General features: G+C 60.5%; 19 protein-coding genes and 1 pseudogene. 9 read left to right on the top strand and 11 right to left on the bottom strand.

Features of this window, described 5'->3' with window-relative positions; translation table 11 throughout:
• Nucleotides 1–47: 47 nt before the first annotated feature.
• Together RS887_RS04085 and RS887_RS04090 are read right to left on the bottom strand one after the other, a co-directional pair.
• Entirely contained in the window at nucleotides 48–1,118 is a 1,071-nt protein-coding gene (locus RS887_RS04085) for an AI-2E family transporter (RefSeq protein ID WP_008023779.1), read from the bottom strand.
• Between the two features lie 31 nt (nucleotides 1,119–1,149).
• Nucleotides 1,150–1,389 carry a sulfurtransferase TusA family protein gene (locus RS887_RS04090; protein WP_057400713.1) on the bottom strand — a complete coding sequence of 80 codons (240 nt, stop codon included), beginning with the start codon at nucleotides 1,387–1,389 and terminating at the stop codon, nucleotides 1,150–1,152.
• Nucleotides 1,390–1,487: 98 nt separating this feature from the next.
• Here RS887_RS04090 and RS887_RS04095 point away from each other — a divergent pair, with 98 nt between their 5' ends.
• On the top strand, nucleotides 1,488–2,921 hold the full coding sequence (locus tag RS887_RS04095) for a M48 family metalloprotease (protein WP_322614466.1): 1,434 nt from the start codon (nucleotides 1,488–1,490) through the stop codon (nucleotides 2,919–2,921).
• Nucleotides 2,922–2,998: 77 nt separating this feature from the next.
• Here the strand turns inward: RS887_RS04095 and RS887_RS04100 are convergent, their stop codons facing one another.
• From RS887_RS04100 to rpoE, 4 genes are all read right to left on the bottom strand, one after another.
• Nucleotides 2,999–4,423: a DegQ family serine endoprotease gene (locus RS887_RS04100; RefSeq protein ID WP_322614467.1), complete on the bottom strand. Its 1,425-nt coding sequence runs from the start codon at nucleotides 4,421–4,423 to the stop codon at nucleotides 2,999–3,001.
• Nucleotides 4,424–4,601: 178 nt separating this feature from the next.
• Nucleotides 4,602–5,561 (bottom strand): MucB/RseB C-terminal domain-containing protein, encoded by a 960-nt coding sequence (locus RS887_RS04105; RefSeq protein ID WP_322614468.1) that lies wholly within the window; start codon nucleotides 5,559–5,561, stop codon nucleotides 4,602–4,604.
• An 8-nt stretch (nucleotides 5,562–5,569) separates the two neighbouring features.
• The gene (locus tag RS887_RS04110) at nucleotides 5,570–6,157 is read right to left on the bottom strand and encodes a sigma-E factor negative regulatory protein (protein ID WP_111280216.1); all 588 of its coding nucleotides are present in this window, start codon (nucleotides 6,155–6,157) and stop codon (nucleotides 5,570–5,572) included.
• Nucleotides 6,158–6,188: 31 nt separating this feature from the next.
• Nucleotides 6,189–6,770, bottom strand: coding sequence for an RNA polymerase sigma factor RpoE (gene rpoE / locus RS887_RS04115; protein WP_322614469.1), 582 nt, complete (start codon nucleotides 6,768–6,770; stop codon nucleotides 6,189–6,191).
• A gap of 551 nt (nucleotides 6,771–7,321) precedes the next feature.
• Between rpoE and nadB the strand changes: the two genes are divergently transcribed.
• Nucleotides 7,322–8,938 (top strand): L-aspartate oxidase, encoded by a 1,617-nt coding sequence (gene nadB, locus RS887_RS04120; protein ID WP_322614470.1) that lies wholly within the window; start codon nucleotides 7,322–7,324, stop codon nucleotides 8,936–8,938.
• Here nadB and RS887_RS04125 read toward each other — a convergent pair.
• Together RS887_RS04125 and RS887_RS04130 are read right to left on the bottom strand one after the other, a co-directional pair.
• Nucleotides 8,907–9,358 (bottom strand): annotated as a pseudogene (locus RS887_RS04125) (protein YgfX). The gene nadB and the pseudogene RS887_RS04125 sit on opposite strands and share 32 nt — an antisense overlap.
• Nucleotides 9,342–9,596 (bottom strand): succinate dehydrogenase assembly factor 2, encoded by a 255-nt coding sequence (locus RS887_RS04130; RefSeq protein ID WP_007979797.1) that lies wholly within the window; start codon nucleotides 9,594–9,596, stop codon nucleotides 9,342–9,344. Before RS887_RS04130 ends, RS887_RS04125 begins: the two are co-directional and overlap by 17 nt.
• Nucleotides 9,597–9,744: 148 nt before the next feature.
• Between RS887_RS04130 and RS887_RS04135 the strand changes: the two genes are divergently transcribed.
• Nucleotides 9,745–10,686 carry a folate-binding protein YgfZ gene (locus tag RS887_RS04135; RefSeq protein ID WP_322614471.1) on the top strand — a complete coding sequence of 314 codons (942 nt, stop codon included), beginning with the start codon at nucleotides 9,745–9,747 and terminating at the stop codon, nucleotides 10,684–10,686.
• 34 nt (nucleotides 10,687–10,720) lie between these two features.
• Nucleotides 10,721–11,542, top strand: coding sequence for an HDOD domain-containing protein (locus tag RS887_RS04140; protein WP_322614472.1), 822 nt, complete (start codon nucleotides 10,721–10,723; stop codon nucleotides 11,540–11,542).
• 113 nt (nucleotides 11,543–11,655) lie between these two features.
• Here RS887_RS04140 and RS887_RS04145 read toward each other — a convergent pair whose 3' ends face one another.
• Both RS887_RS04145 and RS887_RS04150 read right to left on the bottom strand, forming a co-directional pair.
• Nucleotides 11,656–13,044: a sensor histidine kinase gene (locus RS887_RS04145; RefSeq protein WP_322614473.1), complete on the bottom strand. Its 1,389-nt coding sequence runs from the start codon at nucleotides 13,042–13,044 to the stop codon at nucleotides 11,656–11,658.
• Nucleotides 13,037–13,708: a response regulator gene (locus RS887_RS04150; RefSeq protein WP_322614474.1), complete on the bottom strand. Its 672-nt coding sequence runs from the start codon at nucleotides 13,706–13,708 to the stop codon at nucleotides 13,037–13,039. Before RS887_RS04150 ends, RS887_RS04145 begins: the two co-directional genes overlap by 8 nt.
• 238 nt (nucleotides 13,709–13,946) lie before the next feature.
• Here RS887_RS04150 and RS887_RS04155 point away from each other — a divergent pair, with 238 nt between their 5' ends.
• Genes RS887_RS04155 through RS887_RS04175 form a run of 5 tightly spaced genes read left to right on the top strand, consistent with a single transcriptional unit; the run spans nucleotide 13,947 to nucleotide 19,319 of the window.
• Nucleotides 13,947–15,236 (top strand): OprD family porin, encoded by a 1,290-nt coding sequence (locus RS887_RS04155; protein ID WP_322614475.1) that lies wholly within the window; start codon nucleotides 13,947–13,949, stop codon nucleotides 15,234–15,236.
• A gap of 39 nt (nucleotides 15,237–15,275) precedes the next feature.
• The gene (locus tag RS887_RS04160; protein ID WP_322614476.1) at nucleotides 15,276–16,253 is read left to right on the top strand and encodes a tripartite tricarboxylate transporter substrate binding protein; all 978 of its coding nucleotides are present in this window, start codon (nucleotides 15,276–15,278) and stop codon (nucleotides 16,251–16,253) included.
• 58 nt (nucleotides 16,254–16,311) lie between these two features.
• Nucleotides 16,312–16,770, top strand: a complete 459-nt coding sequence (locus RS887_RS04165; RefSeq protein WP_322614477.1) for a tripartite tricarboxylate transporter TctB family protein — start codon at nucleotides 16,312–16,314, stop codon at nucleotides 16,768–16,770.
• A gap of 1 nt (nucleotide 16,771) precedes the next feature.
• A complete protein-coding gene (locus tag RS887_RS04170; protein ID WP_322614478.1) occupies nucleotides 16,772–18,286 on the top strand; it encodes a tripartite tricarboxylate transporter permease in 1,515 nt (504 codons plus the stop codon).
• Complete coding sequence (locus RS887_RS04175) at nucleotides 18,279–19,319, top strand: AbrB family transcriptional regulator (RefSeq protein ID WP_322614479.1); 1,041 nt, start codon at nucleotides 18,279–18,281, stop codon at nucleotides 19,317–19,319. Before RS887_RS04170 ends, RS887_RS04175 begins: the two co-directional genes overlap by 8 nt.
• Nucleotides 19,320–19,405: 86 nt before the next feature.
• On the opposite strand, the gene ung is transcribed toward RS887_RS04175, so the two are convergent.
• Nucleotides 19,406–20,098, bottom strand: a complete 693-nt coding sequence (ung, locus tag RS887_RS04180; RefSeq protein WP_111280198.1) for a uracil-DNA glycosylase — start codon at nucleotides 20,096–20,098, stop codon at nucleotides 19,406–19,408.
• Nucleotides 20,099–20,122 lie beyond the last annotated feature (24 nt).

A 20,122-nucleotide genomic window follows, 5' to 3' on the forward strand; every position in this document is an offset into this window, starting at 1 on the left:
TGCTCACGAAGGGGCCATCAGCCCCACTGAACGATCAAACCCGCCCCTTAAAGCAGCGGCGCCACCGCTGGCTCCTTGCGCGGCCAGGCGTCCAGCACCGCCTTGAACAGCGTCGCCAGGGGAATCGCAAAGAACACCCCCCAAAAGCCCCACAACCCGCCAAACAGTAGCACCGCGCAGATGATCGCCACCGGATGCAGGTTGACCGCTTCCGAGAACAGCAAGGGCACCAGCACGTTGCCATCCAGTGTCTGAATGATCCCGTAAACCGCCATCAAGTAAATGAACTGATCGCTCCAGCCCCACTGGAACAGCGCAATCAGAAACACGGGCACAGTCACCACCACGGCGCCGACATAAGGCACCACCACGGAAATCCCCACCAGCAGTGCCAGCAACGCCGCGTAGTTGAGCTCAAGAACGACAAAGGCGATGTAGGTCACGCCACCGCAAATGAAGATTTCGATGACCTTGCCGCGAATGTAGTTGGCGATCTGCCGGTTCATTTCATGGGCGACCCGGGTGATCAACGCTCGCTCACGGGGCAGGTAACCACGCACCCACTGGCCGATCATGGCCCGATCCTTGAGGAAGAAAAACACCAGGATCGGCACCAGCACCAGGTAGATCATGATGTTCACAAGCAATGGCAGGCTCGACAGCGAGAATGTCAGCGCCCACTGACCAAACTTGCCGATTTCGCCCCGCGCCACCTCGATGGCCCGCAGCACCTGCTCGTCCGATACCAGATGGGGATAGCGCTCGGGCAACAGCAGCAACAGCGACTGCCACTTGGCGAGCATGCCGGGCAACTCGTTGAACAGGGTGATCAGTTGGTGCCAGAGCAACGGCACGACGACCACGATAAACACCAGCAACAACCCCATGAACAACGCAAAGACCAACCCCACCGCGACCCCGCCCGGCACCCGCAGGCGCTCGAGGGCCACCACCAGCCCCTGCATCAGGTACGCCAGCACCATCCCGGCGAGCACCGGCGCCAGCATACCGCCCAGGGTCAGCACGGCGGTAAACGCCAGAAACAGCAGGACAGCCAGCACCACCGCTTCTTCATCGGAGAAATAGCGCTGAATCCAGTCGCGTAACACTTTGAACATTAATAATCCTTAGGAGCAAACGCAGCCGATTTCAGGCTTTTTTCAACCAGTAGCGGTAAACACCCGCGTCATCTTCTTCACGAAGCAGGGTATGACCGGCCAAACGGGCAAAGGTGCGAAAGTCGCGCTGCGAACCGGCATCGGTGGCGATGACCTTGAGTACCGCACCACTGACCATCCGGTTGAGTTCCATCTTGGCCTTGAGCAACGGCAACGGGCAATTCAGGCCACTGGCGTCCAGTTCAACGTCATGGGCTACAGCGTCGGTCATTGCATCACTCCGGGTCAGGTGGTTGAGTCGCCTAGAATATCTGGTCGCAACGCCGGTGTCCGGCTACAGTAAGGTCTTTGTCGACTAAGGCTTTGTGCATGACATTTTTGCGCCCTACCCTGCTGACGCTCGCTTGCCTGCTCGCCTCACCGGGCTTCGCCGACGACCTGCCGTCACTCGGCGACGCCAGTTCTGCCATTGTCTCTCCGCAACAGGAATACCAGCTTGGCCGTGCCTGGCTGGCAATGCTGCGCAGCCAGGTTGCGCAGCTCAACGATCCGCAACTCAAGGATTACGTGGAATCCAGCGTTTACCGACTGGTGGAGACCAGCCAGGTCACCGACCGGCGCCTGGAGTTCATCCTGATCAACAGCCCGCAGCTCAACGCCTTTGCCGCGCCGGGCGGGATCGTCGGGGTCAACGGTGGCTTGTTCCTCAACGCACAGACCGAAGGCGAGTATGCCTCGGTACTGGCGCACGAATTGGCTCACTTGTCGCAGCGCCACTTTGCCCGGGGCGTCGAAGCGCAGCAACGCATGCAAGTACCGATGATGGCTGCATTGCTGGCCGGTATCGTGATTGCAGCCGCGGGCGGCGGTAACGCCGGGATTGCGACCATTGCCGGTACACAGGCTGCGGCCATTCAGGAACAACGGCGATTCTCCCGCCAGAACGAACAGGAAGCCGATCGCATCGGCATTCTCAATCTGGAAAAGGCCGGTTATGACCCCCGGTCGATGCCCACCATGTTCGAACGCTTGATGCGTCAGTACCGCTACGATGCCAAGCCACCGGAATTCCTGCTGACTCACCCGGTCACCGAATCGCGTATCGCCGACACCCGCAACCGTGCCGAACAGGCGCCAAAGGGCGGCGTCGAAGACAGCATGCGCTATCAACTGATCCGCGCACGCGTCCAGCTGATCTATGAAGAAACCCCGGGGCTCGGCGCCAAGCGCTTCCGCGCCCAGCTCGACGAGAACCCGAAAAACGACGTGGCGCGCTACGGCCTGGCGATCGCCCAGATCAAGGGCGGCCAACTCAACGAAGCGCGGGAAAACCTCAAGCAGCTGCTGGCCAAGGCACCCAACGAAATCATCTACAACCTGGCTCAGGTGGATCTGGACATCACCAACAATCGCCTGCCCGATGCCCAGTCCCGGGTTGACCGGTTGATAAGCCAGTACCCTGGCAACTACCCGCTGAATCAGGTGCGCGTCGACCTGCTGCTGAAGCAAAACCGCGCCGGCGATGCAGAGAAAGCCCTCGAAGGCCTGCTCAAGTCGCGTCCGGATGACCCGGACGTGTGGTATCAGGTTGCCGAGACGCGCGGCCTGTCGGGCAATATCATCGGCCTGCATCAGGCTCGTGCCGAGTATTTTGCGCTGGTCGGGGACTACAAACAGGCCATCCAGCAACTGGACTTCGCCAAGCGCAAGGCCGGCAGCAACTTCCCGTTGTCTTCGCGGATCGACGCGCGGCAACGCGAACTGATGGAACAGGAGCGCATGATCAAGGACATGATGGGCTGACGTCTTCGCACACAATAAGTCCGGACATAAAAAAACCGCCTCTTTCGAGGCGGTTTTTTATTCAACCGACAACCGGGTTATTCAGCCAGTTTGAAGGTGATGAAGCTCGCACGCCCCTGACGCAGTACCCGCATCGACACCGAACGGTTCTTTGGCAGCGCCTTGGCGATGTCCGCGAACTCCTTGGTGGAACCGATGGCCTGGTTGTTCAGGTGGGTGATCACATCACCCGGCTGCAAGCCGATCATGGCGGCAGGACCGTCCATCACTTCCTTGATCAGCACGCCACCTTTGAGGTCGTAGGTTTTCTTTTGCTCGTCAGTCAGCTCGACCACGGAAACACCGAGGCGATTGCTGCTACGTTCGATGCTGGATTTTGGCAGCGCATCCAGCTCCTTGCCTTCTTCCGGAATTGCGCCGACCGTCAGTTCGACATTCTTGCGCTTGCCGTCACGAATCACTTCCAGATTGGCCTTGGCGCCAGCCTTCAATGCGCCAACGAGATGCGGCAGGTCGGCCGACATGACGATTGGCTGACCGTTCATGCTCAGGATCACGTCGCCAACCTGCAGGCCACCCTTGGCAGCCGGGCCATCATCCTGGATCTGGGCAACCAGCGCACCCGCCGGCTTCTCCAGACCAAACGATTCGGCCAGGTCCTTGCTCACTTCCTGAATCACGACACCGAGCCAGCCACGGCTGACCTTGCCACCGGATTTCAGCTGATTGGAAACATCCATGGCCACGTCGATCGGGATTGCAAACGACACCCCCATGAAGCCACCGGAGCGGGTATAGATCTGCGAGTTGATCCCGACCACCTCACCGTTCAGGTTGAACAGCGGGCCGCCCGAGTTACCCGGGTTGATCGGCACGTCGGTCTGGATGAACGGCACATAGTTTTCGTTCGGCAGGCTGCGACCGACGGCACTGACGATGCCTTGGGTCACCGTGTGGTCAAAGCCGAATGGCGAACCGATCGCGACAACCCATTGGCCTGCCTTCAGGTCCTGGGATTTGCCGAGCTTCAGCACGGGCAGATCCTTGCCTTCGATTTTCAGCAGCGCCACGTCGGAACGTGGATCGGTGCCGATCAGCTTGGCTTTCATTTCGCTGCGATCAGCCAGACGAACGAGGATTTCGTCAGCATCGGCGATCACGTGGTTGTTGGTCAGGATGTAGCCATCAGAAGAGATGATGAAACCCGAGCCCAGGGACGTTGCCTCACGTTGACGATCGCGAGGTGAACGCGATTGCGGCGGCATGCCCCGCTCGAAGAATTCGCGCAGCATTGGCGGCAAGCCTTCGAGGTCGGGCATTTGCTGGCTGACTTTGCGATCCGGCAGCTTTTGCGTGGTACTGATGTTCACGACCGCAGGCGAGGCCTGTTCGACCAGTTGCGTAAAGTCAGGCAATTCGACCGCTTGGGCGGTGACCGCCTGACCGAGCACCAGTACGGTGGCAATTATGGAAAGGTAGGACTTCAAGCGTGGTATCGACATACGGCTCCCGTTACGACGAGCATGGTTAAGCGATATGGAGCAAGGAACACCGGGAACAATACGCCGGTATTTTTGTTCCGGGAACAACAAACAAGGCCAGAGCCGAGGGGCTCTGACCTATAAGAAATTTTGGGGAATTTTGCAAATTGAAATGCTCACGAAACATTTCGAATTTAGCTCACTGCTTGGTTGCAGCAGCGTCGGTACGCATCGAGAGCGCTATCCGTTCAGCAGTACCGACCGGTATCTCGCCGACGACGGTCACCATCATCTCACCCTGTGCAGTGGTCAAGCGCCGGGAAACCGCAACGGTCGGCCCCAACTGAGTACGGGTGTCGGTGACTGTTGCGCCATTCAACGGCTCGAGGAATACCGAGAAGCGCGCCAGACCATCGTCATACAACAGGCTATTGACCTGGGTTTTGGTCTCCGGATCCTTGCGAGCGGTGCTGCTGGTCAGCTCGAAGCCCGGCGGCAACCACTCGGAACGCCAGACCTGGGCAGTCTTGACGGCAGAAGCCTTGTCGCTTTCAAGGTTGACCGGCTTGCAATCGTTACTGGCCTGCAGGTCGTTTTCGGAAGGAACGTCAGCCGTATCCAGTTGCGTGAACTGGAAGCGCTCCAACAACCGCCCCTTGTCGTCCAATAGCAAAGACTTCAGAGGCAGAGCGGTTTCCTTATCCAGATGCAGTTCAAAACCGTAGCGGTGTTGATCGCGGGGTGTCAGCGATACGATCACTGCCGAACGCCCGGCGACACGCGACTTGCCGATCACGGCGAGGTCATACCAATTCTTGAGCTTTTGAGGATCGAGTGCACGGGCAGCGGAGTTGGGGGAGTCCCCAAGCCCTGCTATCAGTGTGCCGCTGACGCATTGAGTATGCCCATCAATGCGCACGACTTCCTGAGCGGAACCGTCGAGCTGGATCAATCGCTCGCGAACCTTTCCATCCTGGACACGGTGCCAGATGTTATGGGTAGAAAAACTACCGTTACGCTCGTAGACGAAAGTACCCTTGAAGCTTTGCTGTTGCTCTGCCTGGCCCAGGCGGGTCAACCAGTCCTGGGCATCATCGGCCTGGGCTGGAACGATGAACCAGCCGCTGAGCAGAAGCGAAAGTAGAGGTATGGCGCGCATGATCCTCCTTAACGGTTTTCCAGGCTTGCGGCACGAGCGTAAGGCAGCGCGCTCTCAGTACCTTTCAGTGCAGCCTGTTGTGCATGTTGGCGCAAGTAACCTGGCAGACGCTGATCGTGCCAGCCTGGCTGACCTTGCAAAACGCCGCTGGCCATTGGGCCGGTGGCTTCCGAACTCTCATTGTAGCCTGCCAGCACAGCAGGGCCTTTTACTTGAGGAACGGCAAGTGCGGGTTGACTGGATTGCTGGGCCAGTTCGACACCGGCAATCTCATCCTGGTTGTACAGACGCACACCGGCCAGTACCGCCAGGGTCACGGAAGCTGCGACCGCCAGACGACCCAGGCTGCGCCATGGACCGCGGGAAGCTTTTGCCGGTACGGCTTCGTCAGCCAGGGCAGCAGAAACAGCCGCAGCGATGTCCAGACGTGGAAGCAGCAGATCCTTGTGCATCACTGCCCGAGCGATCTGATAACGAGCCCAGGTATCACGGGTTTCAACATCGTCGCAGGCATTCAATACCCGACGCAATTCCAATTCGTCCGCTTCGTTATCCATCACTGCGGACAGCGATTCCTGCAGGGCTTCACGACTCATGGCGTTCCTCTCTTGGCTGTCGCCGCTGTCTTTAGTTTTCCTGCAACAACGGCTGCAGGGCTTTGTCGATGGCCTCCCGGGCGCGGAAGATCCGGGAGCGCACGGTGCCTACCGGACATTGCATGACACTCGCAATGTCCTCGTAACTCAGACCATCAAACTCACGTAAAGTTAAAGCCGTACGCAAATCTTCCGGCAGTTGCTGAATGGTTCGATGGACGGTGCCTTCGATCTCATCCCGCAGCAAAGCCCATTCTGGCGACTCGAGATCCTTGAGGCCATGATCGCCATCGTAGAACTCTGCATCCTCGGAACTGACATCGCTATCCGGCGGCCGACGGCCGCGTGAAACCAGATAGTTTTTCGCCGTGTTGATGGCGATGCGGTAAAGCCACGTATAAAACGCGCTGTCTCCGCGAAAATTTCCAAGTGCACGGTACGCCTTGATAAAGGCTTCTTGTGCCACATCCTGGGCTTCATGGGTGTCGTGCACAAAACGCACGATCAACCCGAGAATTTTGTGCTGGTATTTCAGCACTAGCAGATCGAAAGCACGCTTGTCGCCGCGCTGAACGCGTTCGACCAGCTGCTGATCCTCTTCCTGGGTTAGCATGAACACTCCTCGATGAGCTCGGAGGAGGATTGCAGAAGTAAACCACCAGACTTGCAAACATAGACTCGGGCTTTTCGCAAAAGTTCTCCCCCTCAGGCAAGTTTCCTGCGGGCTCTGATTTGGCACGCACGAAAAGCGCAGCGCGAGTTGACCCGGCTGCGCGAATAATCTTGTCATCGGACTCTTCGGCAAGGATCGAACCGCAATTCCTCACTGAAGCCGACGCTGTCCCTTGTTTCAGGCAACCGTCTATTGATCTTGGCCCTTTGGCAAAAGTTCCAAATATTTATAGCTGCGCCGAACCGACATTGTGCAACCGTGAAGCGAAAATGACTGTTAAATCGGCGATACAGTCATTCTCGTGCCCAACGGGCAGAAAAACATCCGACGAAGCGACCGATGTTTTGCGTCACAGTAGTTTCACAATGCCATGCTGGCTCGGGTATTGTGCCGCTCCCCCCCTCTATATACTAGTGGGCAGTACGGCCGACTCGACTCGCCAGTCCGGCTGCGCCACCCCCGACCCGGGTCGCTTTGAGCGGAATCCTGAAATGAGCCAACAGTTTCAACACGATGTTCTGGTAATTGGCAGCGGTGCTGCCGGCTTGAGCCTTGCGCTGACCTTGCCCGGTCATTTGCGCATTGCCGTTCTGAGCAAGGGCAACCTCGCCAATGGCTCGACTTTCTGGGCCCAGGGCGGCGTTGCAGCCGTGCTGGATGACACCGATACCGTTGAATCCCATGTCGATGACACACTCAATGCCGGCGGCGGCTTGTGCCATGAGGACGCCGTGCGCTTTACCGTCGAGCACAGCAAGGAAGCGATTCAATGGCTGATCGACCAGGGCGTGCCCTTTACCCGCGATGAACAGTCGAGCAACGAAGATGGCGGGTTCGAGTTCCACCTGACCCGCGAGGGCGGTCACAGCCACCGGCGCATCATCCACGCCGCCGATGCCACGGGCGCTGCCATTTTCACAACCCTGCTCGACCAGGCCAGGAAAAGACCGAACATCGAACTGCTGGAACAGCGGGTTGCGGTTGACCTGATCACGGAGAAACGCCTGGGACTCGAAGGTGATCGCTGCCTCGGCGCTTATGTGCTCAATCGCGGCACCGGCGAAGTCGACACCTATGGTGCCCGTTTTGTGATCCTCGCCTCGGGTGGAGCGGCCAAGGTTTACCTCTACACCAGCAACCCTGACGGCGCCTGTGGTGATGGCATCGCCATGGCCTGGCGCTCGGGCTGCCGGGTGGCGAACCTGGAATTCAATCAGTTCCACCCCACTTGCCTGTATCACCCGCAAGCCAAGAGCTTCCTGATCACCGAAGCCCTGCGAGGCGAAGGTGCCCACCTGAAACTGCCCAACGGCGAGCGCTTCATGCAGCGCTTCGATCCACGGGCAGAGTTGGCGCCACGGGACATCGTCGCCCGGGCCATCGACCATGAAATGAAGCGCCTGGGCGTCGATTGCGTCTATCTGGACATCAGCCACAAGCCCGAAGCGTTCATCAAGACGCACTTCCCGACGGTGTACGAACGCTGCCTGGAATTTTCCATCGACATCACCAGGCAACCGATTCCGGTGGTCCCGGCGGCGCACTATACCTGCGGTGGCGTAATGGTCGATCAACAGGGCCGCACCGATGTGCCGGGACTGTACGCCATTGGCGAAACCAGTTTCACCGGCCTGCACGGTGCCAATCGCATGGCCAGCAACTCGCTGCTGGAATGTTTCGTTTATGCCCGTTCGGCAGCCGCGGACATTCTCGAACAGTTGCCCCGGGTTCCGATGCCAGCCCCCCTTCCCGCCTGGGACGCGAGCCAGGTCACTGATTCCGATGAAGACGTGATCATTGCGCACAACTGGGATGAACTGCGGCGGTTCATGTGGGACTACGTCGGCATCGTGCGCACCAACAAGCGCCTGCAACGGGCGCAACACCGCGTGCAACTGTTGCTGGATGAAATCGACGAGTTCTACAGCAACTACAAGGTCAGCCGGGATCTGATCGAGCTGCGCAACCTGGCCCAGGTGGCCGAGCTGATGATTCTGTCAGCCATGGAGCGCAAGGAAAGCCGTGGCCTGCATTACACCCTCGACTACCCGGACATGTTGCCGGTCGCGCTGGACACTATTCTGGTGCCGCCCACCTACGTCGGCTGAATTTGAGCCGGACCCGCAGGCGTCGGTGCACCTCCGCCGCCTGCGCATCCCGGGGCACGCAAATGGCCCTGACCCGGCGCTCGCCACGCAGACGGAATCGCAGCACCACCACCAACGGCAGCGCCAGGCTGTCCGGCCTTAGTTGCACGGCTGCCAGCCCTTGGCCCGACTCCACAACTGCCAGCCATCGGCATCGCGCCGCAAGCCGCAAAATGCCTGCGGGTGCGTCAGCAAGATCTGCCGGGGCAACAGCCAGGCTCCGTGAGCCACACACAGCACGACACCGAGCAAGCTGGCCCAGACCGGAATCGACAGTAGACACAACGAACCCAACGCGAACAGCTGGGCCAAAAGATACGCCGCCAGCAACTGCCGTGAGGCATGCCAGCGGCATTCGAACCCGTTACTTGGGCTGGACACGATCCAGGATCATGCGGACCATGCGCTGCAGTTCAGGATCTTCGGATTCGCTGCGCTCCATGAACCAGCCGAACATGTCCTGATCCTCACACGTCAGCAGTCGGACGTACAACGCGCGATCCACCTCGTTGAGCGTTGCGTAAACCTCTTTCGTGAACGGCACCAGCAACACATCAAGCTCAAGCATGCCGCGGCGGCTGTGCCAAAAGAGGCGGTTCAGTTCAACATCTTCGACCATGGAGCGCTCCTCAAATAGGCCGCAAGTATACAGGCCCGCGCACCGTCGAACACTCGGCTTTGGTCGGCACCGGCATTCCTTTGTGAACTACCCATTTCGAAGGCGCCCCCTTATGATGTCCACCAGACTCTTTACCCTGCGATGACCCATGGCCGATTCTGCTTTTTTCTGCACGCTTTCTCATGAAGGTGTTCTCGCGGTCCGCGGCGCGGACGCCAGCAAATTCCTGCAAGGCCAACTGACCTGCAATCTCAACTACCTGAGCGATTCCCGGGCCAGCCTCGGTGCGCGCTGCACGCAAAAAGGCCGGATGCAATCGAGTTTCCGCATCCTGCTCGAAGGTGACGGCGTGGTCCTGGCCATGGCCGCCGAATTGCTCGAACCGCAACTGGCGGACCTGAAAAAATACGCGGTGTTCTCCAAATCGAAACTGACCGACGAAAGTGCCGCCTGGGTCCGCTTCGGCGTTGATCATGGCAACGCCGCACTGGCCAGCCTCGGTCTGGACCTGCCGACAGAAACCGACAGCGTCGTGCGCAGCGATGGACTGATAGCCATCCGTGTCTCGCCGGAACGCGCCGAGTTGTGGGTCGCCGCCGGTCAAGCCGATGCGGTCAAAGGCAAGCTGTCGGCCGTGCTGAGCGAAGGCGACCTGAACCAGTGGCTTCTTGGCCAGGTCCGCGCCGGGATCGGCCAGGTCATGCCCGGCACCCGCGAGTTGTTCATCCCGCAGATGCTCAACCTGCAAGCGGTCGGCGGCGTGAGTTTCAAGAAAGGTTGCTACACCGGGCAGGAAATCGTTGCGCGGATGCAGTACCTGGGCAAACTCAAGCGCCGCCTGTATCGCCTGCAACTGGCTGCCAGCGAGCTGCCTGAACCGGGTATCGCGCTGTTTTCCCCGACCCACGGCAGCTCGATCGGCGAAGTGGTGCTGGCTGCCCGCGCCGGGCAGAACATCGAACTCCTGGCGGTGTTGCAAGCCGAAGCAGCAGAGAGTGGAGACATCCACCTGGGCGCGCTCGAAGGGCCGTCCTTGCAACTGCTCGACCTGCCTTATGAACTGGACCGCGATCGCGAAATCCAGCAATAACGGCAGCACTTGGCGCAACACCTAGAGAGACTAAATGAGCGAGCTGGCGGAAAAGGTCCAAAAGGATTTGGTTGAGGCCATCAATAACGATGACCTGGTTCTGCCAACGTTACCGGAAGTGGCCCTGCAAATTCGCAAGGCCGCGGAAAACCCGGAAGTCAGCGTCAGTACCCTGAGCAAAGTGATCGGCCGTGATACCGCGCTGTCGGCACGCCTGATCAAAGTGGTCAACAGTCCACTATTACGCGCGACCCAGGAAGTGACCGATCTGCATACCGCGATCACCCGCCTGGGCATCAACTACAGCTGTAATCTGGCGATCGGCCTGGTCATGGAGCAGATTTTCCATGCCCGGTCCGACGTGGTGGAACAGAAGATGCGCGATGTCTGGCGTAAAAGCCTGGAAATCGCCGGTGTCAGCTACGCCTTGTGCCGCCGCTACACCCGACTCAAGCCCGATCAGGCGGCCCTTGGCGGGCTGGTGCACCAGATCGGCGTGCTGCCGATCCTGACCTACGCCGAAGATCACTATGAGCTGCTGTCCGACCCGGTCAGCCTCAACCATGTCATCGACCAGATTCATCCGCTGATCGGCGAAAAACTGCTCAAGGTCTGGGAGTTTCCCGAGATGCTGGTACAAGTGCCGCGGCTATACCTGAACTTCAAACGCCAGTCTGCGCAGGTCGACTATGTGGATCTGGTGCAGGTGGCCAGCCTGTATTGCCTCCAGGACACTGATCATCCGCTCGCCCGTACCGATGCGCTGAGTGTACCGGCCTACAGGGCGCTCGGAATCGATTTCGACGACGCGGCGATGTGCGCCGATCTGGAAGAAACACGCACGATGTTTTACTGATCCAAAAACGCGTTGCCCCTTCGCGAGCAAGCCCGCTCCCACACTTGATCTGCGGCGACCAGGTTCAATGTGGGAGCGGGCTTGCTCGCGAAGAGGTCCGAACAGGCGCTGCATCACTCCCCCGCAATAAAACTCACCCGCACCTTCAAACCCGCCTGCTCACCATCGTGCAGGCTGATCTGTGCCAGGTGCGCGCGACAGATCTCGCCGACAATCGCCAACCCCAATCCAGAACCGGCCACTTGCTGATTGCGTCGGTAAAAGCGTTCGAATACCCGATCGCGCTCTTCAAGAGGTATGCCGGGGCCATCATCTTCGACTTCCAGCACGGCGGGTGCCGAGACGCGCAGAATCACGTTGCCGCCTGGCGGCGTGTGAGCCAATGCGTTATCCACCAGGTTACTCAGCAGTTCGTTCAGTAGCGTTGGCTCGCCCCGCAACCAGACGGGTTCATCCGCTTCAAGCGCCAGCGCGATGCCGCGCTTGTGGGCCAAGGGTGCCATGGCCATGCCCAGCTCCCGAGCCAATTGACTCAGGTCGAGTAACTGCGCGCCGCCCTCGGCAATCGCCCGGGCGCCATTTTCGACCCGTGCCAAGGACAGCAACTGATTGGCCAGATGGGTCAAGCGATCAGTGCCCTGGGCGGCGGTCTCCAGCGTGCTGCGCCAGGTATCGGGCTCGGCCGAGCGCATGCCCAGTTCCAGACGCGCCTTGAGCGCTGCCAATGGCGTGCGCAGTTCGTGGGCGGCGTCGGCAATGAATTGCGCCTGTTTCTCGAACTGGCCGCGCAAGCGCTCGGTAAAGTGATTGAGTGCACGCACCAGCGGCCACAATTCGCGCTGCACTTCCACCAACGGCAAAGGGCGCAGATCGTCCGGCTGACGCTCTTCCACCGCCGTGCGCAAGCGCTCCAGCGGGCGCAACGCGGCGCTCACCGCAATCCACACCAGCATCAACGCCCCCATTGCCAGCATACCCAGGCGCAACAACGTATCCGCCGCCAGGCTGCGGGCCATGCTGACGCGCGCCTCATCGGTTTCCGCCACGCGGATTTCCGCCATGCCGTTCATGTTCGGCTCGCTCACGGGCTTGAGCAGGCTCACCACGCGCACGTTCTGCCCGCGGTACTGGGCGTTGTAGAAACGTGCCAGCGCCGGATAGTCGTCGGTGCGCGGCGTTCCTGGCGGTGGCGCGGGCAGGTTTTCGTAACCGGAAATCAGCTTCTGATTGATGTCGTTGACCAGGTAGAAAATTCGCCCGGCACTGTCGTAGGCAAACGTATCGAGGGCCACGTAGGGCACGTCGGCACTCAGGGAGCCGTCACGTTGGGAGACACCGGCGGCGATGGTCCGCGCCGAGGCCAGCAAGGTCCGGTCATAGGCCGTGTCGGCGGCTTCACGACCGTTCCAGTAGGCGCTCAACCCGCTGGCCAGCATCAACACCACCAGCAACAGCGCCAGGTTCCACAGCAACCGCCAGCGCAGGCTGCTGGGCTTATGCATCGCGGCTTTCCAGCAAGTAACCGAGGCCACGGAACGTCACGATGGCAACCGGCTGGCCATCGAGTTTCTTGCGCAGGCGGTGCACGTAGATTTCGATCGCATCGGGGCTGGCCTCTTCATCGAGACCGAACACTTGCGACGCCAATTGCTCCTTGCTCATCACCCGACCGGGGCGCGCGATCAGGGCTTCGAGTACGGCCCGTTCGCGGGAGGTCAGGGTCAGCAACTCTTCGCCAAGGGTGAAACGCCGGGTTTCCAGGTCATAGGCCAGCACACCGCAACGCTGAATGCGTTCACCGCCCAGCACGCTGCGGCGTAACAAGGCTTTGACCCGGGCTTCGAGCTCGGTCAGTTCGAACGGCTTGGCCAGGTAGTCATCGGCGCCGAGGTTGAGGCCGTGGACCCGGTCCTTGACGTCGCTGCGGGCGGTCAGCATCAGCACCGGCAGGTTCTTGCCCCGTGCCCGCAGGCGCGCCAGCACTTCGAAGCCATCCATGCGCGGCAAGCCGACGTCGAGGATCGCCATGGCGTACTCCTCGCTGCCCAGCGCCAGGTCGGCCGCCACGCCATCGTGCAGGACGTCCACGGTCAACCCGGTGCTCTTGAGTGCCTGGGCAACACTTTCGGCGAGCTGCAAATGGTCTTCGACGAGCAGGACACGCATGGATCTTTACCTCGTTCAGGGATGGTCGACGCCATTCTTTGGCGCGGAGTTTACAGCCGCAATCGCTACTGTGAAGCCCGAAAAACCGTGAAAGCCAGCTGAAAGCTTAGCGAAAGGTTAGCCCGTTACAGTCCAGCCACGGACAGTTTCGGCTGCCGTCGCTGCCGCCACACAGCGATAGGAAAAACGCCTCGAAGCGTTTTCGACAAATAAGAACAATAAACGGAGTAAGTCATCCATGCAGTCCTTGCAGACCCAGGCCATCGCGCCTGCCCGCCTCTCCCGTTTCAGCCACGCTGCGCTTGCCAGCGCTGCTGCCCTTGCCGGTTTTTCACCGTTGAGCCAAGCCGCATTCTTCGAAGACAGCTCGGCCACGTTCGAAACCCGCAACATGTATTTCAATCGCGATTTTCGCGACGGTACCAGTGCCCAACAGTCCAAGCGTGACGAGTGGGCCCAGGGGTTCATGCTCAATCTGAAATCAGGCTACACCGACGGCGCCGTGGGGTTCGGTGTCGACGCGCTGGGCATGCTGGGGGTCAAGCTCGATTCGAGCCCGGACCGCACCGGCACCGGTCTGCTGCCGACCGACGATGGACGAGCCGTCGACGAATACTCCAAGCTCGGCCTGACCGGTAAAGTGAAGATCTCCGCCAGCGAGCTGAAAATCGGCAGCCTGATCCCGGAACTGCCGATCCTCAAGCCCAACGACGGGCGCATCCTGCCGCAGACCTTTGAAGGCGGCATGCTGACCTCCAAAGAGATCAAGAACCTGACCTTCACCGGCGGGCGCCTGGACAAGGCCAAGGATCGCGACAGCACCGACTTCGAGGATGTTGCCCTCAACAACAAGAACGGCCGCTTCGCCGGAACGGTGGCCGGCGAACACTTCGACTTTGGTGGCGTGGACTACAAGTTCACCGACAAGATCACTGGCAGCTACCACTTCGCGCAACTCGATGAAGTCTACAACCAGCACTTTCTCGGGCTGATCGCCTCGCAGCCATTCGGCCCTGGCACCTTTGCCACTGACCTGCGGTTTGCCATCAGCGACGACCAGGGCGAGGCCCGTGGCGGCAAGATCGACAACAAGTCCCTCAACGGTCTGGTGAGTTACGCCTTGAGCGGGCACAAGTTCAGCGCGGGCTACCAGCACATGTCCGGCGACAGCGCGTTCCCGTATGTGGATGGCAGCGACCCGTACCTGGTGAACTTCGTGCAGATCAACGACTTTGCCGGCGCCGAAGAGCGCTCCTGGCAAGCGCGTTATGACTTCGACTTCGTCACCCTCGGCGTCCCTGGCCTGAGCTTCATGAGCCGTTACGTGAGCGGTGACAACATCAAGCTCAAGAACGGTGGCGAAGGCAAGGAATGGGAACGCAACAGCGAGATCAAATATGTTGTACAAAGCGGCGCGCTCAAGGATGTCGCCGTGCGTTTGCGCAATGCCACCTACCGCTCCAACTACTCCGCTCGCGATGCCGATGAAGTGCGTCTGCTGGTGAGCTACAGCGTTGCCCTTTGGTAATTCAGTACATCCAAAACAACAACTCCCAAGGAGACTTGAATGAACCTGTCAATGCGTAAAATCGCCCTCGCCGCCAGCGTCCTGCTGTTCACCGGCCAAGCGCTTGCCGAACCCAAACGCCCGGAATGCATCGCTCCGGCCTCGCCCGGCGGTGGTTTCGACCTGACCTGCAAACTGGCGCAAAGCGCGCTGGTCAACGAAAAACTGCTGACCAAACCGATGCGCGTGACCTACATGCCCGGCGGTGTCGGTGCGGTGGCGTACAACGCAGTAGTCGCCCAGCGCCCTGCCGATGCCGGCACCCTGGTGGCCTGGTCCAGTGGTTCGCTGCTGAACCTGGCCCAAGGCAAGTTCGGTCGTTTCGATGAAAGCAACGTGCGCTGGCTGGCCGCCGTTGGTACCAGCTATGGCGCCATCGCGGTGAAAAGCGACTCGCCCTACAAGACCCTCGACGATCTGGTTCAGGCGCTGAAGAAAGATCCGAGCAAAGTGGTGATCGGTTCCGGCGGCACCGTCGGCAGCCAGGACTGGATGCAAACTGCGCTGATCGCCAAGGCCGCCGGAATCAACCCGCGCGACCTGCGTTACGTTGCCCTTGAAGGTGGCGGTGAAATTGCCACCGCCCTGCTCGGCGGTCACATCCAGGTCGGCAGCACCGACATCTCCGACTCCATGCCGCACATCCTCAGCGGTGACATGCGCCTGCTGGCAGTGTTCGCCGACAAGCGTCTGGACGAGCCGGAAATGAAAGACATTCCGACTGCCCGCGAGCAAGGCTACGACATCGTCTGGCCGGTGGTGCGCGGCTTCTACCTCGGGCCAAAAGTCAGCGATGAAGACTACGCCTGGTGGAAAGCGGCCTTCGACAAACTGCTGGCCTCCGAAGACTTCGCCAAGCTGCGCGATCAGCGCGAGCTCTTCCCGTTCGCCATGACCGGCCCGGAGCTGGACACCTACGTGAAGAAGCAGGTCGCGGACTACAAAGTGCTGGCCAAAGAGTTCGGCCTGATCCAGTGATCGTCTCTGTCTAGCGGCTGCGGCGCCGTTTTGCGGTGCCGCAGCCCAGGAGTTCCTCATGCTCTTACAACGCATTTTCGCCTCGGTGCTGTTGCTGGCCTGTATCGGCCTGGCACTGATGGCATGGCCGTACCAAGCGGCTTTTTCCTACGAACCGGTGGGGCCTCGGGCCTTTCCATTGCTGATGCTCGGCCTGATGGGCTCGGCACTGCTGTACATGGTATTTCGTCCTGCGCCGATCAAGCACAGCGATGACGAGCCGCCGCTGGACCGCGAAACCCTGACCAAGATCGGCATCTGCGTGGTGCTGTTGCTGGTGTTCGCCGGCGCCTTCGAACCCCTTGGTTTCATCATCGCCAGCATCCTCACTGGCGTGCCGATGGCGCGCCTGTATGGTGGCCGCTGGGTACCCAGCATCGTGATCATCAGCCTGATGGCCGTCGGCCTTTACCTGCTGTTCGATCGCGTGATGGACGTACCGCTGCCCCTCGGCCTGCTCGACGTTCTGGAGAACTGACATGGATACTCTTGGCTATTTGGGTCAGGGCTTCGGCGTCGCGCTGAGCCCCTACAACCTGGTGACCGCCCTGTGCGGCACCCTGATCGGCACCGTGGTCGGCCTGTTGCCCGGCCTGGGCCCGATCAATGGCGTGGCACTGTTGATCCCGATCGCATTTGCCCTCGGCCTGCCACCGGAGTCGGCGTTGATTCTGCTGGCGGCGGTGTACCTGGGTTGCGAATACGGCGGCCGGATCAGCTCGATCCTGCTGAACATCCCGGGCGAAGCCTCCACTGTGATGACCACCCTCGACGGCTACCCGATGGCCCGCCAGGGCCTGGCCGGTGTCGCGCTGTCGCTGTCGGCCTGGAGTTCGTTCATCGGCGCCTTCATCGCGACCTGCGGCATGGTGCTGTTCGCCCCGCTACTGGCGAAATGGGCAATTGCCTTCGGCCCGGCGGAATACTTCGTGCTGATGGTATTTGCGATTGTCTGTCTCGGCGGCATGGCCGGTGATCGACCGTTGAAGACCTTCATCGCGGCGTTGATCGGCCTGTTCCTGTCGACGGTCGGCATCGACGCCAACAGCGGCGTGTATCGCTTCACCGGGGACAACATCCACCTGACCGACGGCATCCAGTTCGTCGTGCTGGTGCTGGGGCTGTTCTCCATCAGCGAAATCCTCCTGCTGCTGGAAAAAACCCATCACGGCCAGGAAGCGGTGAAAGCCACCGGCCGCATGATGTTCAACTTCAAGGAAGCGGCGTCGGTGTTCGTGGTGAACATTCGCTGCGGCGTGCTGGGCTTCATCATGGGCGTGTTGCCGGGTGCCGGCGCGACCCTGGCCAGTGCCGTGGCCTACATGACCGAGAAACGCATCGCCGGTGCCAGTGGTAAATTCGGCCAAGGCGACAAGCGCGGTCTCGCTGCCCCGGAAACCGCCATCGGTGGCGCGGCCTGCGGTGCGCTGGTACCGATGCTGACCCTCGGTGTGCCTGGCTCCGGCACCACGGCGGTGATGATCGGTGCACTGTCGCTGTACAACATCACCCCGGGCCCGCTGCTGTTCCAGGAACAACCCGACATTGTCTGGGGCCTGATCGCTTCGTTGTTCATCGCCAACATCATGCTGGTGATCCTCAACATCCCGATGATCCGCGTGTTCACCCGCATCCTCGCCGTGCCGAACTGGGCACTGGTGCCGGTGATCGCCATCATCACCGGGATCGGTGTCTACGCGGTGCACGCCACCACCTTCGACCTGTTCCTGATGATCGGTATCGGCATCTTCGGCTACATCCTGCGCAAGCTGGACTTCCCGTTGTCGCCGCTGCTGCTGGGCTTCATCCTCGGCGGCCTGATGGAGCAGAACCTGCGTCGCGCCCTGTCGATATCCAACGGTGCGCTGGAAATCCTCTGGTCGAGCCCGATCACCTTCGGTGTCTGGGTGCTGACGGCGATCATGCTGTTGATGCCGATCATCCGCATCTGGCGCAAACGTTCGGCCGCGCAACGCGCTATCGCCGATGTCTGATCGGACACCCTTCAGAAACTGGTGGGGAACCCCGCTGGTCGGCCTGCTTGGCGGTTACCTCGCCAGCCAGGTCGGCTGGCCTTTGCCGTGGATGGTCGGCTCGTTGCTGGCGATCATCCTCGTGCGCTGCCTGACACCCTGGCAATTGGCCGAAATCCCTGGCGGCCGCAAGTGCGGCCAGTGGATCGTCGGTATCGGCATTGGCCTGCACTTCACCCCGCTGGTGATGGAGCAGGTGCTGAGTCATTTCGGTCTGATCTTCTTCGGAGCGTTGGTCACCAGCCTGTCTGCGGCCGTCGGCGTATGGCTGATGCGCCGCACTGGTGAAGATCGGGCCACGGCGTTCTTTTCCAGCATGCCCGGTGGTTCCGGGGAGATGGTAAACCTCGGCGCCCGCAATGGCGCGGTGCTCAGCCGTGTGGCGGCGGGGCAGAGTTTGCGGGTGCTGGTAGTGGTGCTCTGCGTGCCGGCGGCTTTCAAGTATTTACTGGGCGATGGCGCCCCGATTCTACATGCCACCGCTGTGGACTGGCGCTGGCTGGCCCTGCTGTTCCCGGCAGGCGCATTGGCGGCCTGGATCTGGGAACGCCTGCGGCAACCCAACCCCTGGCTGTTCGGGCCGTTGCTGGTCAGTGCGGCAGCCAGCATCGGCTGGGATCTGCACATCGGCTTGCCCAATGGCGGCAGCCAGATCGGCCAATGGCTGATCGGTAGCGGGTTGGGCTGTCACTTCAACCGGCAGTTTTTCCGCCGTGCGCCATCGTTCATGGGGCGCACCTTGATCGGCACGGTGTTGACCATGTTGATTGCAACGGCGGCGGCGCTGGGCTTGAGTGCCCTGACCCACCTCGATTTGCGTTCACTGACTTTGGGCATGATGCCCGGTGGCATTGCCGAAATGAGCCTGACGGCGGAAACCCTGCAACTGTCGGTGCCGCTGGTGACGGCGATGCAGGTGATGCGGTTGTTGTTTGTGCTGTTTCTGGCGGAGCCGTTGTTCAAGTACTGGAACCGGGACCCGGATTCAGTCTGATGGACCGAGTCGCCCGATTCGCGAGCAAGCCCGCTCCCACAGGGTTCGCGTGATCCTTGTGGGAGCGGGCTTGCTCGCGAAGCTTTTCAAACCGGCGGCAACCGCCACTCGATCGGCGTCTCGCCATTCTGTTCCAGAAACTTGTTGGTCCGGCTGAAGTGCCCGCAACCGAGGAAGCCGCGATAGGCGGACAGCGGTGACGGGTGCACCGAGGTCAGTACCAGATGCTTGGTCGCATCGATCAGCTTCTGCTTGCTCTGGGCATGGGCGCCCCACAGCATGAATACCAGGTGCGGTTGCTGTTGGCTGACCACTTCAATGATGCGATCGGTGAAAAACTGCCAGCCCTTGTCCTTGTGTGCATTGGCGTTGGCGCGCTCAACGGTCATGGTGGTGTTGAGCATCAGTACGCCCTGATCGGCCCAGCTCTGCAGGTAGCCATGGTTGGGGATGTCGATGTTCAGGTCGCGTTTGAGTTCTTTGTAGATGTTCACCAGCGACGGTGGCGCCGGCACGCCGGGTTGCACCGAGAAGCACAAACCATGGGCCTGACCCGGGCCGTGATAGGGATCCTGACCGAGGATCACCACTTTGACCTTGTTCAGCGGTGTGGAATTGAGCGCGTTGAATATCATCGGCCCCGGTGGATAGATCTCCTTGCCGGCCGCCCGCTCCTGTTGCAGGAAGTTTCGCAACTCTGCCATGTAGGGCTGGTCGAATTCGGCACGCAGTGCCTCCTTCCAGCTCGGTTCGAGTTTGATACGGTCGTCAGCAGTCATGGTTACATCCGGCAAAAACAATGG

The sequence above is a fragment of the Pseudomonas sp. BIC9C genome (assembly GCF_034541995.1).
GTDB lineage: Bacteria > Pseudomonadota > Gammaproteobacteria > Pseudomonadales > Pseudomonadaceae > Aquipseudomonas > Aquipseudomonas fluorescens_CC.